The organism is Mesorhizobium sp. P3_B5, assembly GCF_056402815.1.
In genome coordinates this window covers 1-16487 of the sequence record NZ_JBFUGR010000030.1, presented here as the reverse complement: position 1 = coordinate 16487, position 16487 = coordinate 1, and the positions used below count along the sequence as shown (strand labels likewise).

19 protein-coding genes are annotated in these 16487 nt (G+C 63.6%); 10 read left to right on the top strand and 9 right to left on the bottom strand.

Annotation, left to right across the window (positions count from 1 at the left end; all coding sequences use genetic code 11):
* Both AC1DVW_RS29470 and AC1DVW_RS29465 read left to right on the top strand, forming a co-directional pair.
* Nucleotides 1-228, top strand: a 228-nt coding sequence (locus AC1DVW_RS29470; RefSeq protein WP_477327883.1) for a transposase, incomplete at its 5' end; no start/stop codon positions are given.
* Nucleotides 229-580: 352 nt separating this feature from the next.
* Nucleotides 581-1558 (top strand): threonine/serine dehydratase, encoded by a 978-nt coding sequence (locus tag AC1DVW_RS29465; protein WP_477327881.1) that lies wholly within the window; start codon nt 581-583, stop codon nt 1556-1558.
* Between the two features lie 76 nt (nt 1559-1634).
* Here AC1DVW_RS29465 and AC1DVW_RS29460 read toward each other — a convergent pair whose 3' ends face one another.
* From AC1DVW_RS29460 to AC1DVW_RS29440, 5 genes are all read right to left on the bottom strand, one after another.
* Complete coding sequence (locus tag AC1DVW_RS29460) at nt 1635-2600, bottom strand: MBL fold metallo-hydrolase (RefSeq protein WP_477327879.1); 966 nt, start codon at nt 2598-2600, stop codon at nt 1635-1637.
* 96 nt (nt 2601-2696) lie between these two features.
* Complete coding sequence (locus AC1DVW_RS29455; RefSeq protein WP_477327877.1) at nt 2697-3833, bottom strand: ABC transporter permease; 1137 nt, start codon at nt 3831-3833, stop codon at nt 2697-2699.
* A complete protein-coding gene (locus AC1DVW_RS29450) occupies nt 3830-4750 on the bottom strand; it encodes an ABC transporter ATP-binding protein (protein WP_477327875.1) in 921 nt (306 codons plus the stop codon). The genes AC1DVW_RS29455 and AC1DVW_RS29450 overlap by 4 nt, the downstream gene beginning before the upstream one ends.
* Nucleotides 4747-5700 carry an HlyD family secretion protein gene (locus AC1DVW_RS29445; protein WP_477240298.1) on the bottom strand — a complete coding sequence of 318 codons (954 nt, stop codon included), beginning with the start codon at nt 5698-5700 and terminating at the stop codon, nt 4747-4749. Before AC1DVW_RS29445 ends, AC1DVW_RS29450 begins: the two co-directional genes overlap by 4 nt.
* The gene (locus tag AC1DVW_RS29440; RefSeq protein WP_477240300.1) at nt 5697-6392 is read right to left on the bottom strand and encodes a CerR family C-terminal domain-containing protein; all 696 of its coding nucleotides are present in this window, start codon (nt 6390-6392) and stop codon (nt 5697-5699) included. The genes AC1DVW_RS29445 and AC1DVW_RS29440 overlap by 4 nt, the downstream gene beginning before the upstream one ends.
* Nucleotides 6393-6482: 90 nt before the next feature.
* Between AC1DVW_RS29440 and AC1DVW_RS29435 the strand changes: the two genes are divergently transcribed.
* From AC1DVW_RS29435 to AC1DVW_RS29425, 3 genes are read left to right on the top strand one after another with little or no spacing between them, the layout of a single operon-like run.
* Nucleotides 6483-6956: a CYTH domain-containing protein gene (locus AC1DVW_RS29435; protein WP_477240302.1), complete on the top strand. Its 474-nt coding sequence runs from the start codon at nt 6483-6485 to the stop codon at nt 6954-6956.
* Nucleotides 6953-7900, top strand: coding sequence for a CHAD domain-containing protein (locus AC1DVW_RS29430; protein ID WP_477327873.1), 948 nt, complete (start codon nt 6953-6955; stop codon nt 7898-7900). Before AC1DVW_RS29435 ends, AC1DVW_RS29430 begins: the two co-directional genes overlap by 4 nt.
* 41 nt (nt 7901-7941) lie before the next feature.
* Complete coding sequence (locus tag AC1DVW_RS29425; protein ID WP_477327871.1) at nt 7942-8769, top strand: C40 family peptidase; 828 nt, start codon at nt 7942-7944, stop codon at nt 8767-8769.
* Nucleotides 8770-8856: 87 nt separating this feature from the next.
* Here the strand turns inward: AC1DVW_RS29425 and AC1DVW_RS29420 are convergent, their stop codons facing one another.
* Nucleotides 8857-10233, bottom strand: coding sequence for an adenylate/guanylate cyclase domain-containing protein (locus AC1DVW_RS29420; protein ID WP_477327869.1), 1377 nt, complete (start codon nt 10231-10233; stop codon nt 8857-8859).
* A 69-nt stretch (nt 10234-10302) separates the two neighbouring features.
* Here AC1DVW_RS29420 and AC1DVW_RS29415 point away from each other — a divergent pair, with 69 nt between their 5' ends.
* Nucleotides 10303-10476, top strand: a complete 174-nt coding sequence (locus AC1DVW_RS29415; protein ID WP_477240311.1) for a hypothetical protein — start codon at nt 10303-10305, stop codon at nt 10474-10476.
* 9 nt (nt 10477-10485) lie between these two features.
* Here the strand turns inward: AC1DVW_RS29415 and AC1DVW_RS29410 are convergent, their stop codons facing one another.
* Nucleotides 10486-11280 carry a helix-turn-helix domain-containing protein gene (locus AC1DVW_RS29410; protein WP_477327867.1) on the bottom strand — a complete coding sequence of 265 codons (795 nt, stop codon included), beginning with the start codon at nt 11278-11280 and terminating at the stop codon, nt 10486-10488.
* A gap of 114 nt (nt 11281-11394) precedes the next feature.
* On the opposite strand from AC1DVW_RS29410, the gene AC1DVW_RS29405 reads away from it, so the two are divergent.
* Complete coding sequence (locus AC1DVW_RS29405; protein ID WP_477327866.1) at nt 11395-12255, top strand: SMP-30/gluconolactonase/LRE family protein; 861 nt, start codon at nt 11395-11397, stop codon at nt 12253-12255.
* A 32-nt stretch (nt 12256-12287) separates the two neighbouring features.
* Here AC1DVW_RS29405 and AC1DVW_RS29400 read toward each other — a convergent pair whose 3' ends face one another.
* Complete coding sequence (locus AC1DVW_RS29400) at nt 12288-12761, bottom strand: VOC family protein (protein WP_477327864.1); 474 nt, start codon at nt 12759-12761, stop codon at nt 12288-12290.
* A gap of 175 nt (nt 12762-12936) precedes the next feature.
* Here AC1DVW_RS29400 and AC1DVW_RS29395 point away from each other — a divergent pair, with 175 nt between their 5' ends.
* The 3 genes from AC1DVW_RS29395 (at nt 12937) to AC1DVW_RS29385 (ending at nt 15585) form a co-directional block, all read left to right on the top strand.
* Nucleotides 12937-13956: an LLM class flavin-dependent oxidoreductase gene (locus tag AC1DVW_RS29395; protein WP_477327885.1), complete on the top strand. Its 1020-nt coding sequence runs from the start codon at nt 12937-12939 to the stop codon at nt 13954-13956.
* Between the two features lie 9 nt (nt 13957-13965).
* Complete coding sequence (locus tag AC1DVW_RS29390; protein ID WP_477327862.1) at nt 13966-14577, top strand: DNA-3-methyladenine glycosylase; 612 nt, start codon at nt 13966-13968, stop codon at nt 14575-14577.
* Nucleotides 14578-14664: 87 nt separating this feature from the next.
* Entirely contained in the window at nt 14665-15585 is a 921-nt protein-coding gene (locus AC1DVW_RS29385) for a DMT family transporter (protein WP_477327860.1), read from the top strand.
* Nucleotides 15586-15789: 204 nt separating this feature from the next.
* Here the strand turns inward: AC1DVW_RS29385 and AC1DVW_RS29380 are convergent.
* A partial coding sequence (locus tag AC1DVW_RS29380) for a hypothetical protein (protein ID WP_477327858.1) occupies nt 15790-16487 on the bottom strand: 698 nt, incomplete at its 5' end.

Below are 16487 nucleotides of genomic sequence, written 5' to 3'. Positions count from 1 at the left end.
AGCGGCAAGCTCAAACATAGGAGCAAGATCACAGGTGGCCGCCCGCGGGTCAGGCGAGCTCTCTACATGGCGGCGCTCGGCGCCATCCGCGCCAATGACCGGTTCAAAGCTTTCTACGTCGCCCTTGCCGCACGTTCCGGATCAAAGAAACTCGCCATCGTCGCCGTCGCAAGGAAGCTTCTGGTCACCCTCAACGCTATCATCAGGGACAAAACCGCATTCGCGTGAACACAGTTGCCATGCCGCGACCGGTGCCGAAAGATGCAACGGTTTAGAATAGAAGCTTGTTTTGTAGCGACCCTCCCCACCCTTCTGCCCCTCTGCCATCGAAGTTTTGCACCGAAGCGGCGCTTAGATGTCGCGGCATGGATCCCAGGGTCTCCGCGACGTCGTTTCGCTCCTGCTCCGCCCTGGGATGACGACGCTTGGGTCGGCTTCGGCTAATCTCGAAGGTTTGCCGCCAAAAGAGAGTACGGATCGCTTCTCGGAATTGATTTGTAACGGTCACATTTTTTCAATGGTGCGCCACGGTTCTTTCCGTGCACCATGAGGTCAACATGTCTTTCCGCAGGACTTCCCCATGACCACCCCTCCCGGCATCGCCGACATCCGCAGCGCCGCCGCAAAACTCTCCGGCCTGATCGTCGAAACGCCATTGATCGAATCGCTGGAGCTGAACAAACGCTTCGGCGCCCGCATCCTGTTCAAGCCGGAGACCTTGCAGCGCACCGGTTCGTTCAAGTTCCGCGGCGCCTACAACAAATTGTCGTCGCTGAGCGAGGCGGAGCGCGGCCGCGGCGTCGTTGCCTTCTCCTCGGGCAACCACGCGCAAGGCGTCGCCGCTTCGGCCGCGATGTTCGGCGTCAAGGCGGTCATCGCCATGCCGGCCGACGCGCCAGCGATGAAGATCGGCAATGTCCGCAAGATGGGCGCCGAAGTGGTTCCCTTCGACCGGTTCCACGATGACCGCATGACGGTGGTTCGGCCTTATATGGACAAAGGCATGGTGCTGGTGCCGCCCTTCGACGACCCTGCCATCATCGCCGGCCAGGGCACGATCGGCCTTGAGCTGATGGCCCAAGCCAAAGCGCTCGGCGTCAGCCTCGACGCGGTTTTTATCCCGTGTGGCGGCGGTGGCCTGAGCAGCGGCATTTCGGTCGCGGTCAAGGATGCTTCGCGCGATACCGCCGTCTGGGCAGTGGAGCCCGAGCATTTCGACGACACCCGCCGCTCGCTCATCAAGGGCGAAAGGGTCTCGAACGAACCCGGGCACAGCTCGATCTGCGATGCGATCCTCACCGCCGAGCCAGGCGAAATCACCTTCGAGATCAACCGCAAAAACCTCGCCGGCGCTATCGCCGTCTCCGACAAGGCGACGGCACAGGCGATGCGCGATGCCATGGCCTATCTCAAGCTGGTGGTTGAGCCGGGCGGCTGCGTCGCGCTGGCGGCGCTGTCGTCAGGCGAGATCGATCTCGCCGGCAAATGCGTCGCCGTGGTGCTGTCCGGCGGCAATGTCGATTTCGGCACCTATGCTGAGATCATGGCAGCCGCCTAGATGGCGCGCCAGTTCGGGGTCTTTCCACTCCAGCAAGGATGAGAGGGCGTTAGGCCACTCTGCCCCATGGGAGTGGTCAAAGCGCGAACGTCTTGCCGACCGCGGATGGAGCGACCCTCTCGCCATAGGCGGCCGCAAGTGCGCTCACCGCTCGCCAGCCCGTGCAGTGCCCGGGTGATATCAATTGCAGGTCAAACTGCGCCAGCGCCTCAACCGTCTCAGGGATGATCGGCTCGGTGATCCCGGAGAGGTGGAAGCCGCCAAACACGCCATAGAGCGGGATATCCGGAAACCGTGCCCGGGTGTGCGTCAGAACGTTGATCAGGCCGGCGTGCGAGCAGGCGGTGAAGACGACTTGCCCCTTGCCGGCCACGTTGATCGCCACATAGCGCTCGTCCGGCATGATCTCGTCCAGTTCCCAGTTGCCTGCAGCGGTCTGGCGATACTGGCCGGGAAACCCGCGTTCGAATCGGGTCACGCGAGGGATTTCGCCGCTGAGATAGAATGTCTCGTCAAACAGCAGTTGCTCGTCCCGGGTAACGACGACATCGGCGCCATTTCCGGACAGGACTTCCACGCTCGGCACCAGTTCCATCGGACGAAACTGCCCATCGGCGGATTTGGTCGCCCGCAAGGCGAACATATCGGGATGCATGTAGGTCGGGACGGGCTGCCCGCCATTGCCCATCGCGATCATCTGGAGGGCGCGCGGCATTGCACCCGCATGATCCCAGTGGCCATGCGACAGCATCACCGCGCCGACTTCCCCGAGATCGACACCGAGCCTGACCACGTTGCGCTCGAACACCCATTCCTCGGGTCCGGTGTCGAACAGGAGCGTGCGGCTGGCGGACGCGGTGCGGGCGGTGATCAAGCAGGAAAGCCCATGCGCGGCGCAGCACAGGCATTTCCCGGTCAACCATGGCATCCCGCGGCGACGCAAGCGGGCGAACTCTGTCTCGACGAAACCAGGATTCGACGAGAGACTGTCGGTCGCGTTGTCGACCAGAAAGATGACCTCCGCCGTATCGACGACTCTCATGGAAGCGGCCCGCCTGACGATGCACTAGAAGTCACCACTCTATCCAATTCCCGTGCCGCGCACACCTCCGACAGGCGTCCGGTGCTTTTCCTGGACTTAGTCGAGCGTCCGCCTGAACCGCACCAGCGCCACCCCGGCAAACAGCGCCACGAACACGACCAGCCAGCCGATCTCCGTCGCCACCGCCGGCAGTTCGGCGCCTTTCAGCATCACCGCGCGGATGATGCGCAAGAAATGCGTCAGCGGCAGGATCTCGCCGAACAATTGCGCCCAGCCGGGCATGCCGCGATAGGGGAACATGAAGCCTGACAGCATGATCGACGGCAGGAAGAAGAAGAAGGTCAGCTGCAGCGCCTGCATCTGCGTGCGGGCGATGGTCGAGATCGTGTAGCCGAGCAGCACCAGCGCCAGCACGAAGATCAGCACGGCGGTGAGCAGCAGCGACATTGAGCCGGTGAAGGGAATGGCGAACAGAAGCTTCGCCGCCGCCAGCACCACCACCACCTGCACGGCGCCGACCGCAAGATAGGGCAGCACCTTGCCCATCATGATCTCCAGCGGACTGGACGGCATCGCCAAAAGGTTCTCCATCGTGCCGCGCTCGGTCTCACGCGTCAGCGCGATCGAGGTCATCATCACCATCGTCATCTGCAGGATGACGCCGAGCAGACCGGGAACGATGTTGTATTGCGAGATGCCTTCCGGATTGTAGCGCCGGTGCACCACCACTTCGAGTTGGCCCCTGGCCGCCTCGGCCGCCGCCTCCTGCGTGCCGCGTGCCCGCAGAAGCGCCTGGTTGGCGACGGTGCCGAGCGTCGAGATGGCGCCGCTGGCCACCGCCGGATCGGTGGCGTCGGCCTCGATCAGGATCTGCGGGCTGTCGCCGCGCTCGACCCGCCGGGCGAAATCGGCGGGGATGGTGACGACGAAGGCGACGTCGCCGCGCGACATCAGGAACTCGGCTTGCGCGGCACTTTGCGCGACATAGTCGAAGCGGTAATAGCCGGTGGTCTGCAGCGCCGAAACCATGGCCCGCGTGTAGGGGTCGCTGCTGGTCGCCACCAGTGCCGCCGGCAGGCTCTTCGGATCGTTGTTGATGGCGTAGCCGAACAGCACCAGCTGCATCAGCGGCACCCCCAGCATCATGGCGAAGGTGATGCGGTCGCGCCGCATCTGGATGAACTCCTTGATCAGCAGCGCGCTAAGCCTGGCGAAGGAAAAGACGCTGTTCATGCCATATTGTCCCTGGAGCCGGACATGAACTGGATGAACACGTCTTCCAGGCTGGTCTCGCCCGGCGTCACCGTGACGCCCTTGTGCTCCTTCTCGACATCGGCGAGTGCTGCCTGCAATTTCTTCTTGTCGGAGCCGACGACATGCAGCGTCGCGCCGAACGGCGCCACCTGGTCGACGCCGGGCCGGCCACTGAGTGCGGCAGCAACCTGGTCGAGGCGCGGGCCTTGCACGACAAAGGTCGTCAGCCCGGCATTTTTCACCACCTCCTCGACCGTGCCGGTGGCCAGCATCTTGCCGTAGGAGATGTAGCTGATGCGGTGGCAGCGCTCAGCCTCGTCCATGTAGTGGGTGGAGACCAGAACGGTCAGCCCGCCACTGGCGAGACGATGGATCTCGTCCCAGAATTCGCGCCGGGCTTTCGGGTCGACGCCCGCCGTCGGTTCGTCGAGCAACAACAGTTTCGGCTTGTGCATGATGCAGGCGGCCAGCGCCAGCCGCTGCTTCCAGCCGCCCGACAGCGTGCCGGCCAGCTGGTCTTTTCGCGAGGTGAGCCCGAGGTCCTCAAGCGTCTTCGCCACATGCTCGGCAACCGGCTTCAGCTGATAGAGCCGCGCCACGAATTCGAGGTTCTCGCCGATCGTCAGATCCTCGTAGAACGAGAATTTCTGCGTCATGTAGCCGACTTCGCGTTTGATCCGCAGGCTGTCGGTGCGGATGTTGAAACCCAACACCGTGCCTTCGCCCTCATCCGGCGTCAGCAGGCCGCACATGATGCGGATGGTCGTCGTCTTGCCCGAACCGTTCGGGCCGAGGAAGCCGACGATCTCGCCTTCGGCCACCGTCATCGTCACATGGTCGACGACGGTCTTGTCGCCAAAGCGCTTGACCAGGCCATGGACGTCGATGGCGTTCATTTTGCCTCGTCCACCAGATCGACGTCGACGATCTGGCCCGGCTGCAAGGCGCTGGCGTCACGCTCCGGCCGTGCCTCGACTAGGTAGACCAGCTTCTGCCGGTTCTCGAGCGAATAGATCACCGGTGGCGTGAACTCCGGGTCCGGCGACACATAGCTGACGCGTGCCTTCACCTCAGGGCCGCAGCCGTCGCAATGAACGCCGAGCAGCGTGCCGACCTTTACCGACGAAAACGCGCTTTCCGGTATGTAGACGCTGAGCTTCACCGCGCCGTCCGGCAGTATCGAAATGACCGGCGCTGTCGGCCCGGCGGTGTCGCCCGGATTGCGGATGACGTCGTTGACGCGGCCGGGCGAGGGCGCCGTCAGCACGCGCTTCGACAGTCGCCACTCAGCCTGCTCCAGCGTCGCCTGCGCCTGCTTGACCTGGTTGTCGGCAGCCTTGATCGTCTCCGGTCGTGCCGGCAGGCCGCCGACGGCGAGATTGGCCTCGGCCTGGCCGACCTGTGCATTGGCGGTCTCCAGCGTGGCGGTCGCCGTATCGAAATCGGCCTGCGTGCCGGTGCCGCGCTTGAACAGGTCGCTGGCGCGGTCGTATCTGCGCTTGGCGTCGGTGGCTTGGGCGCGGGCCATGTCGACTTCCGCCTTGAGCACCGCGATCTCTTCCGGCCGCTTGCCAACCTGCAAATCGGCGAGCTGCGCCTGCGCCTGGGCAAGGCCCGCCTCGGCCAGCGCAACGGCAATCTTCGCGTCGGCGCTTTCCAGCGTCACAACCGGCGTGCCTGATACGACGCGGTCGCCGCGCTTGACCGTGACGGTCTCGACCTGCGCCACCTCGATCGGCGCCAGCAGCACATAGTCGCCCTCGACATAGCCGACGGCCAGCGGCGCGGCCGGCGCGCAGGCGCCGAACAGCTGCGCGGCGAGCGGCAGCGAACACAGAAAGCTCATGGTCTTTGACCCTTCCTTGCAGCCAGTATCGCGCCGAGATTGCTCGACGTGGCCGCCACCACCTTGGCCGCCTCGGCGGCACCGATGTCGTGCCAGCCCATGCGCCGCATCACCGCCTCGCGGCCGATGCGGAAATAGATGACCTGGCCGATCAGCGTGAACACGGTGAGCCTTGTGGCCTCGCTTTCGGCCGCCTCGCCGGTCGCCTGCTCCCAAATCAGACAGAGCCGGCGATGCGTCGGCTCGAACACGCCGTCATAGATGCGATCGAGTGCCGCGGTCGGATGCGATAACTCACGAAGTACAAACTGTACGATCTCGCCAGCCTGCGGGCTCGCCACGATAAAGGTGACCATCCGCTCCAGGGCGGCGAAGAGTTGCGCCCGCGCCGCTTCCGGGTCGCCGGCGGTCGCTGCCTGCGGGCTGCCCATCGCCTGGCCGGCAATGGTCTGGATGGTGTCGACGATGTAGTCGGCCGCTGCTGCGCGAAGCCCTTCCTTGCCGCCGAAATGGTAGGCGATCGAGCCAATATTGGCTTTCGCCTCGGCCGCAATCTCGCGCGTCGAGGTGCCGTCAAAACCCTGCCGCCCGAACAATTTCAGCGCCGCCTGCACCAGCGCCGCGCGTGTCGTGTCCGCGGCTGATGGCGGCGCCTTGCGGCGTGGACTCCCGGCGTTCGGCGTCTTGCTCATGATCCGACTTTAATCAATCGATTGATTAAAGTCAATATCCCCACGACTCTGGCTTGCCATGTCCGGTCGCACACGCTTTAGTGCGCGGCCATGGGCAAGGAAGTCGAACGCAAATTCCTGGTCTCCAGTGCGGAATGGCTGGAACTGGCCGAGGCGGATATCCGCATTCGCCAGTTCTATCTTGCCGCAGCACCGGGCCGCACCGTGCGCGTGCGCATCAGCGATAGTGCTTCTGCGATGCTGACGCTCAAGTTCGGCAGCACGGCCCGCGAACGCGACGAATTCGAGTATCCAATCCCTCTGGCCGAGGCGCAGGAGATGCTGGCCTTCGCCATCGGGCGTGTCATCGAGAAGACACGTCACCATGTTAGGCACCGCGGCTATCTCTACGAAGTCGATGTTTTCGGCGGCATGCTGGCTGGGTTGGTGGTCGCCGAACTGGAGACGCCGGAGGACGTGCCGGACGAAATGCTGCCTGCCTGGCTCGGCCGCGAAGTCACCGGTGAGTCGAGATTTTACAACGCGTCGCTCGCCCTTGGGGGGATTCCGGAGATCGCCGCATGAGTTTTCGTATCGATCCACGCCTGCCGCTGACCGGCGAGGTCAGGCGCATCCTTGCCGAAGAGATCGGCAAGGCGCTCATTCATCTGGACGTCGCGCGCAGCCGGCCGGAACAGGCACTGCACAAATGCCGCAAGAGGCTGAAGAGCGCGCGCGCCTTGCTGCGCCTAGTCCGTTCCGGAGACGAAACGTTCTGCGATGCTGAAAATCATTGCTACCGCGAGGTGGCGACCTTGCTTGCCGGTCCGCGCGAGGCGACCGCGCTGGTCGAGACGATCGACCGGCTGGCAGCGAGCTTCCCCGAACACAGCACCGGTGGCGGCCTCGATGCCGTGCGCGACACCCTCGTCGCGCGCCAGAACGAGATGCATGGCGGCGCCGGTCTTGGCGCTGCGATAGGGGCAGCGATCGCCGCTTGCGAGGAGGGCGTCGCGCGGGTCGAAAAGCTTGCTTTGCCCGACCAGCCGGAACAGGCCGCCGACGTGCTTGCCGAAGGCGCCCGCATCGCCTTGCGCCGTGCCAGAAAGGCGCTGGACAAGGCCGGATCGCGCGGCGAAGCCGATGACTTCCACGATCTGCGCAAAGCCGCCAAGACCCACAGCATGCATCTGTCGCTGCTCGGCAGGCTATGGCCGACGCCGATCAAGACCCGGCGCAAGGCGGTCGACGAACTTGGCGAACGGCTGGGCGAACTGCACGATGTCTTTGTGATGCGCGCGCTGCTCGAAGCCGATGACCAGCCTCTCGGCGAGCCGCAGGACACCAAGCTTCTCGGCAAGCTGCTCAAGCGCTCGGAAAAAAGCCTGAAGAAGACCTGCCTCGCCGAAGCCGCCGAGCTGTTCGGCGACAGCCCCCGGCGCTCGACACGGAAGCTCGCCCGCAAGGTGCGCGACGATCTGGCCGGGGCGGCGGCTCAGGAAGAAGCTGGCCTGCCCATCGCCGGCTGATGATGGCCCAGACCGCCGGTCTGTGGTAATCGCCATCTACGATGACTGCGCCCGCCGAAACGCTTCTCGACCGCCTTGGCCGCTGGCTTGCCGGCCGGCTGCAGGATGAATCCTCCGGCTATGAGCCCTACACGCCGTCCGACGCCGAGACGTTGCGCCGAACCCTTGAGCCCGGCGACATCCTGCTCATCGAGGGCAACCAGAAGATCTCGGCGGCAATCAAATATTTGACGCAGTCGACATGGTCGCATGCGGCCTTCTATGTCGGCGACGCCCTGGCCGAACCCGAGGACGGATCGGAGCGGCGGCGCCTGATCGAGGTCACGCTCGGCGAAGGTTGCGTCGCCGTGCCACTGTCGCGCTACCGGACCTATAACACGCGCATCTGCCGGGCGAGCGGCCTAGCGCCGGAAGACCGCGACAAGGTGGTCGCCTTCATGATCGGCAAGCTCGGCCTGAAATATGATCTCAAGAACATCTTTGACATGTTGCGTTTTTTCCTGCCGACGCCGCCGGTCCCCGTGCGCTGGCGCCGCCGCATGCTGGCTTTTGGCTCCGGCRACCCGACGCGCGCCATCTGCTCAACGCTGATCGCCGAAGCCTATGGCCAGATCCGCTATCCGATCCTGCCCGAGATCACTCGCGCCCCCGGCCGCGCCTCGGCGCAGTCGACCTACATGCGCAAGGAAATCCTGCACATCCGCCACCACTCGCTCTACACGCCGCGCGACTTCGACCTCTCGCCCTTCTTCCGCATCGTCAAGCCGACGCTGGAATATGGCTTCGACTACCGGGCGGTGACATGGGACGACAAGGCAAGCTCAGACGCTGCAGCCGCAAAGGCTGGCGCAATCTCCTCAGACACGTGATGGCTTTTTCGGCCTGGGTCCGGACATGTCCCATCGGCCCGGCCTAGCGCTATCCGGCTGAGGTGCAGGCGTTTCACATCGCATACATCACGCCGAAACCGCAATAGCGCCCTGGTTTTCGGCTCTGTGTTCGACCCAGACATGGACCGGTTCGTCCCGGCCGCGGATGCTCACCGGTCCATGATCGCGCGCATTCAACTGTGTCGTAGGCGATTCCGTTTTCGCGGCCTCAATCAGTCGTGACCCAAAGCAAATATTCGCCTGAAGCTCACGGCAAAGCGACTGCAAACGGCTGGCGACGTTGACGGTGTCGCCCACCACCGCGAAAGACAGATTGCGCTCGCTGCCGACCGCGCCGACGACGACTGCGCCATATTGTGCACCGATCCGAACGTCGAGCGGCGGGTATCCCCTGGACACCCGCTGTACATTCCAGTCTTCGAGAGCGGCGACCATCGCTTCAGCGCACTGGATGGCCCGAGTCGCATCGTCATGGCTGGCTTGCGGAACCCCGAATGTCGCCATGATGCAATCGCCGATATAGTTATCGACGGTGCCATGGTGGTCGAAAACGACCTGCTCCATGCGACGGTGGAACTGACGCAGAAGTTCGAACACTGCTTCGGCCGGATGATCCTCGGAATAGTGTGTGAAGCCGACGATGTCGGCGAACAGCACCGCGATATCCTGCCGGCGTACCGGGCCGAAGGGCTCGTCATCCGTGGCGAGCTGGTCGACGACATTGGGCGAAAAGTGCCGGGCGAGATTGGCGCGGGCGCGCTCTGCCTTGACATAGTCTTCCGACAGATGTCGGGAACGAGAGACGACCAGCGCCATGATCGCGCCGATAATCAGCACGACCAACACGTTGGTCGCCTGCGCGAATGTATCGACGAAATTGGGGTTGAGATAGAGGTTCAGTCGCTCTGTCACCGGCAGCGAATAGAGGTTCGTCGCCGGAATGACGGTTCCCGCATGAAAAATCACCCATCCCACCCCGATCGACCACGTCAAGGCCGCGAGCGCGCCGAGATAGAGCGCCAATCGTGTCGAAAGGGTCAGCGCGCCAAGGCATACGAAAATCAGCAGGAATTTGAAGCTGCCCTCGCGCAGTTGCATCGCTGCCGGCGCGACCTCCAAGGAAAACGGGTTGGGCGTTACCAGCAGAACGGTCAACAGAATGATGTCCAGCGTACCGACGAGGTAACCGATCCACCATGGCGCCGCGCGTCGGCGCGCAAAGAGAAACTGGATCAGGCCGACGAGCTGGAACAGCACGAGGCCCGCCAGCACGTAGAGCAGCGAGGCATCCCACCGGCTGATCAATGAAAAGAAGCAGGAGATCACGGCAAGCGATGTCGTACGCGCCCAGAACTGCAATGCAGCACCCTGGCGTTCTGCGCGATCCCGCAAATTTTTCAGGCGCGAATAGCGGCGGAGTTCAAGTGTTGGCTCGGTCGGCATAGGATCACTTCGATTTCACGGGGACGTGTCACGTATTCGGCAAACCGCTCTCTACAGTCTGGCAAATCAGTGCGCGAACTCTATCATGAATGTGGCTTCATTTTTGAAGAGCGCTACGCGGTCGGCATCGCTGGCCGCATGGCTGGTCCGGGCGGCAAGCTGGCGGCGAAAATGGTGGCAGTCAGCGCCGCCGGAGTGGTGCGCGACAAGCTCAGCCGCCAGATGCAATCCTGCTCGGGATGATTGGCCGTGTCAGGCCGGCAGCGGCCGCCGTCCCTTTGCGGTCACGGCGGGCCGCGCGCCGGCATCCCTGGGGTGCGGCCCGATCGGCATGATCGCCTCAAACGGCGTCGCACCGAAGGCAAAGGTCCATTTGTAGCCGGTGAGCCCGTCTTCGGGCGTCGTGTGCTGGTCGTGATGAGCAAGCAGCTTTGCGCGCTCCGCCAGCTCCTCCGCCTCGCGCCGCACCATCTCCGCCGTCTCCGGCCGCATCCGCCTGGAGAAGCTGACGAAGGTCGCCTCCTTCTCGATATGGGTGATGGCCCAGCCGATGAAGTTCTTGTTGGTCATCTCGAACAGCGGCCGCAGTGGCCCCTCGAAATTCCACTGGATCGGCGTCTCGACCAACAGCCTGGCCGTGAGACCCCGGCCAAGCGCCACCAGTCCCAGCTCCTCGAGGTCGCGCAGATAGAGGAACATCGAGGCTTCGCTCAGGCCGTGCGAGCGCATGATGCCTTCGGGGGTGAATTTTTCCGACAGCATTACGAAGATGAACAGCAGCTCCGACCGGCCAGCGAGCTTGAGCTCGATTTCCGGTGCCACGCGGTTGACCGGCCCCGGCCCCCGGCTCATCGATCCGAGCACGTTTTCCAGCTCTACGCCGGCCGCCGAGCAGATCTCCACCAGCCGGTCGAGCTTGCAGTTGCGTTCGTGAAAAATGCGCTTCACCGTCGGCTCGGAAACGCCCATGCGCTCGGCCAGCACGCGATAGGTGACACCCTTCGCCTTTAGCGTCCGCTTCAGCGCCTCGAAGATCAGGCCATTCATGAGATGCACCTCTTTTGCGCAATTTCGTATCGATATTCGATACTAGTGGCAATCGGCCTTCCGCAAAAGTATCGATAAGCCTAGCTCTCCGCCATCACCGAAGGAGACCCAGTCATGAAAGCCCTCATCACCTCCACAGTCCTCGCCGTCGCTGCTATGGCGATCATGCCCGCTGCCCAGGCCGGCGAAATCTGGCGCGCTTCCAGGCTCGAGCAACCGGAATCGGCGCTGTTCGACGCCGCCAACAAGCGCATCATCGTCTCCAACATATCAGGCAATGCCGGCGAAGCCGACGGCAACGGCTATCTCTCGGTCTTGTCGCTGGACGGCAAGGTAACCACCCAGCATTGGACCGACGGCATGGACGCACCCAAGGGCATGGCGATTTCGGGCGGAAAACTCTATGTCGCCGACATTACCAAGGTTCGCGTCGTCGATCTCGCCAGCGGCAAGCTGGTTTCGACCATCGATGTGCCGAATGCCGTCTTCCTCAACGACATGACAGCGGACGCTTCCGGCAAGGTCTATGTCACCGACATGCTGGCCGACGCGATCTACCGCATCGACGGCGACACGCCTGACCTGTTCGTCAAGGACGCGGTTCTGGCTTCGCCTAACGGCGTCTTTGCCGATGGTTACAGGCTGATCGTGGCGTCCTGGGGCAAGGGCATCAAACCCGACTTCAGCACGGCCGAACCGGGCGGCCTGCTCGCGGTCGATCTCGCCAGCAAGGCGGTTTCGCCATTGCCCGGTGCACAAAATTTCGCCGACCTCGATGGCGTCATCGTCATTGGCGACACCATCTACGCCACCGCCTACATGACCGGCACGCTCTATCGCTACAGGCAAGGCGGCGCACCCGAGGCAGTCGCGACCTTCAAGCCGGGCAGCGCCGACATCGGCACCGATGGCAAGTCGACGATCTATGTGCCGCTGATGAATGAAGGCGAGGTTGCGGCGCTCACGCTCGAGTGAGCGCCAATGCCTCGATCAGCCGTGACGCGGCGCTAACCCCGCCGCGCCGCGTCGATCGCTGCGACGTCGATCTTTTTCATCTCCATCATCGCATCAAAAGCGCGCTTGGCTTCGTCGCCGCCGGCGGCCATCGCCTCGGTAAGTGTGCGCGGCGTGATTTGCCAGGACACGCCCCATCTGTCCTTGCACCAGCCGCAGGCGCTCTCCTCGCCGCCATTGCCGACGATGGCATTCCAGTAGAGGTCGGTCTCCTCCTGGTCTTCGGTGGCGATCTGGAACGAGAAGGCCTCGGTCTGCTTGAACACCGAACCACCATTGAGGCCGATGCAGGGAATGCCGGCAACCGTGAACTCGACCGTCAACACGTCGCCCTTCTTGCCGGAGGGATAGTCGCTCGGTGCACGGTGGACGGCACCGACCGCGCTATCGGGAAAGGTCTTGGCGTAGAAGCGGGCCGCGGCCTCCGCCTCCTTGTCGTACCAGACGCAAATCGTGTTCTTCGGCATCGCGTGCTCCTCTCGCTTAAAGCCAAAATTGCATCCCCTTCCGCTGTTGCGAAATAGGTCGCCAACCGCCTTTCTCAACCCTGGAGAAAAGGGCGATCCGCGAAAGGACTTTGCTGGCGCACCGGCGGTTCAGTCACTAGATGATACCGACTCCAACGCCAACGCGGTTCCCCTCATGAAGAAAATCGGCTTTCTGTCATTCGGACATTGGACGCCCTCGTCCCAGTCGCAGACACGCTCTGCATCCGATACGCTGCTGCAATCCATCGACCTGGCCGTCGCCGCCGAAGAACTTGGCGCCGACGGAGCTTATTTCCGCGTGCATCACTTCGCCCGGCAGCTCAGCTCGCCATTCCCGCTGCTGGCGGCGATCGGCGCCAAGACCAGCCGCATCGAGATCGGCACCGCCGTGATCGATATGCGCTATGAGAACCCGCTCTACATGGCCGAGGACGCCGGTGCCGCCGACCTGATTGCCGGCGGGCGTCTCCAGCTCGGCATCAGCCGGGGATCGCCCGAGCAAGTCATCGACGGCTGGCGCTACTTTGGCTTTGCGCCGGCCGACGGCGAGAGCGACGCCGACATGGCCCGACGTCACACGGACGTGTTCCTCGAGCTGCTCCAGGGCAAGGGGTTCGCGCAACCCAACCCGCGGCCGATGTTTCCGAACCCGCCCGGCCTGCTGCGCCTCGAGCCGCATTCGGAAGGGCTGCGCGAGCGGATCTGGTGGGGTGCCGCCACCAACGCCACGGCGCAATGGGCGGCCAAGCGGGGGATGAACCTGCAGAGTTCCACGCTGAAGTTCGACGAGAGCGGGAAACCATTTCACATCCAGCAGGCCGAGCAGATCCGCCTGTACCGCGCCGCCTGGAAAGAGGCCGGACATGCACGCGAGCCGCGCGTTTCGGTCAGCCGCAGCATCTTCGCGCTGGTCGACGATCGCGACCGCGCCTATTTCGGCAGCAGCGACAGCCAGGATCATTTTGGTTACATCGAGCCCGAGAAACTCGCCGTCTTCGGACGCAGCTATGCCGCCGAGCCGGACGTGCTCATCGAGCAGCTGAAGGGCGACGAGGCGATCGCGGAAGCCGACACGCTGCTGCTCACCGTGCCGAATCAGCTCGGCGTCGACTACAACGCGCATGTCATCGAGGCGATCCTGACCCATGTCGCTCCGGCGTTGGGGTGGCGGTGAGCCTATCTCGTGAACGCCGGCCACACGGATCATCCGCCGCTTGCTCGCGCGGAGCTGCCGACTGACACGGCCGCTCTCGCCCGCCATCTCATCGGCAAGGTCGTGGTGCGGGCATTGCCCGAAGGGATCCTCAGTGGCCGCATTGTCGAGACCGAGGCCTATGTCGTCGGCGATGCCGCAGGGCATGGCTACCGGGGAATGACTGCGCGCAACCGTTCGCTGTTTCTCGAGCGCGGGCACGCCTATGTCTATCTCGCCTACGGCATCTTCTTCATGCTGAATGTTTCCAGCGAGATGCAAGGGATAGGAACCGGCGTGCTGGTCAGGGCACTTGAGCCGCTCGAAGGCATCGACATCATGCGGCGTAATCGCGGCGTCGAGCGCTTGCGCGACCTCGCGCGCGGACCAGGACGGCTCGCCCAGGCGTTGCGGATCGATCGTTCGCTCGACGGGCTCGATCTCTGCCGGCAAGGCCTGCTGTGGCTCGCAAGCGATGACCAGGAACTCGGCGACATCGGGCAGGGCATCAGGATCGGCATTTCGAAGGATGCGGGCCGCCTCTTGCGGTTTTATCTCAAGGGCAGCCCCTTCGTCAGCGGTCCGAGATCGCTCAACGGATAGGGACGCTACCGCCACTCGACATTGGCCCTCCACATCGCCGGGGCTGCCATCTGGTCCTGCTCTTTGCTCTGGGATATCCGGCAGCACATGAGTGCAGCCGTGAAGACACCCAGCCTGACCGGCGCCCCGATGATCCCGGTGCTCGTCTGCGCGCTGGCGATCTGCTTGCTGTCGGGGATGGACGCGGCGATGAAGACGCTGGTTATTGCCGTCGGCGTCTACAACACGGTGCTTTGGCGCAGCCTGGTCGCAACCGTCGTCGCCGGCGCTGTTTGGTCGGCAGGGCCGCGCTCAAGGCCAACGCTTCGGGTGCTGCGGCTGCATGCGCTGCGCGCCGCGATTGTCGGCATCGTGCTGATTTGTTTCTTCTGGGGTCTCGCCAGGCTGCCGCTGGCGGAGGCGATCGGGCTCAGCTTCGTTGCGCCCCTGTTCGCCCTCTTTCTCGCCGCGCTGTTGCTGGGCGAACGAATCCGGCGGCAGGCCATCTGGGCATCGCTGGCCGGCATCGCCGGCGTCGCCATCATATTGAGCGGCCAGTTCGGCCGGTCAAGCTATTCGCAAGAGGCCCTGCTCGGCACGGTGGCGGTGCTCGTCTCGACGGTGTTCTACGGCTACAATCTGATCCTCTCCCGGCAGCAGGCACTGGTGGCCAAGCCAATCGAGATCATGCTGTTCCAGAACCTTTGCGTTGCGATCTTCGTCGGCCTCGCCTCGCCGTGGCTCGCCGTCGCCTTGCCGGCTAATCTTTGGCTTCCTTTAGCCGGGGTGACGGTGCTGTCGCTTAGCGGCCAATTCCTGATGAGCTGGTCCTACGCCCGCGCCGAAGCGCAATATCTGATCCCGACGGAATACTCCGCCTTCATCTGGGCGATCGCGCTTGGCTGGTTCTTCTTCGACGAGGCGCTGGCCTGGACCACGCTGGCAGGAGCCTGCCTGATCGTTGCCGGCTGCCTGATCGCCGCGCGCGCCAACCCGAAACTTGCCGAGCCGATCGAGGCGGCCGTTTGAGCGGGCATGTCTTCCCACCCGAAAGGCTCTACCGCACGCGATTGGGCAACGGGCTTTGAGCTGCTCCAGAGGATAGTCGTATCCCGAAGCACCCGAGCCACCGAGGTGTCGTCCGCGTCGGCGATCATATGGCATGGTGATAGCATTGGCGTAGCGCTGCTCGATAGGGATGCAGCATTCTGCCCCGCGGGAGTCCATGCGGACTCAGTTCGGCGTGCCGCCCTTGAGGTAGTCGATCTCGGGCGTGGCGGTGTACAGTCGCCGCATGTTTCGGACCTTGTTCAGAGGCAATACCACAATGGCTTGCCCGTCGAAGATAATGGCGAATCCCGAGGTCATTCTCAGAATCCGCCCACTGATCACCCCCTTGTCAGTCTCGACCTCCGTTGTCGCAGCCGACATGTTGGAGATGGTACGAAGACTATCAGCGGCGCCGCAAGAAAAAGGGACGTAAATCAATGAGAAGGCGAGCCAAACCAGGCCTACGGTTCGCGTCCTGAATATCAGATTGGCAATGGCCGCAAGGCCGGCGAGCGGCAGATAGGCGAAGGCAAGATGCCCCCCGGTCGATTGGTGAGGTCCCTCATAGAAGTACCAGGACCCAGCTAGGCCGATCGCGATCAGCCCGATAGAGGTCACTATCGTGCGCATTTGGCGCTTTGGCGCATCGGCAATGAAGCGGGCAATGAGCAGCGCTAGCCACGCCGCGACCGACATCGGGAGCAGTGCGATCGATGCTCCGATCAAGAGGTCTTGCACGGTAAGCACGGAGATGAGGCTCCACTCAACCGGCGCAAAGAAACCGAGATTGTAGAGCGTCGCGCCGACCATCGCAGTGACCGACAGGCCGGTAGCGATCTCGGTCAGACTCCGCTGCTCGAGCGACAGATGCTGGCGAAGCG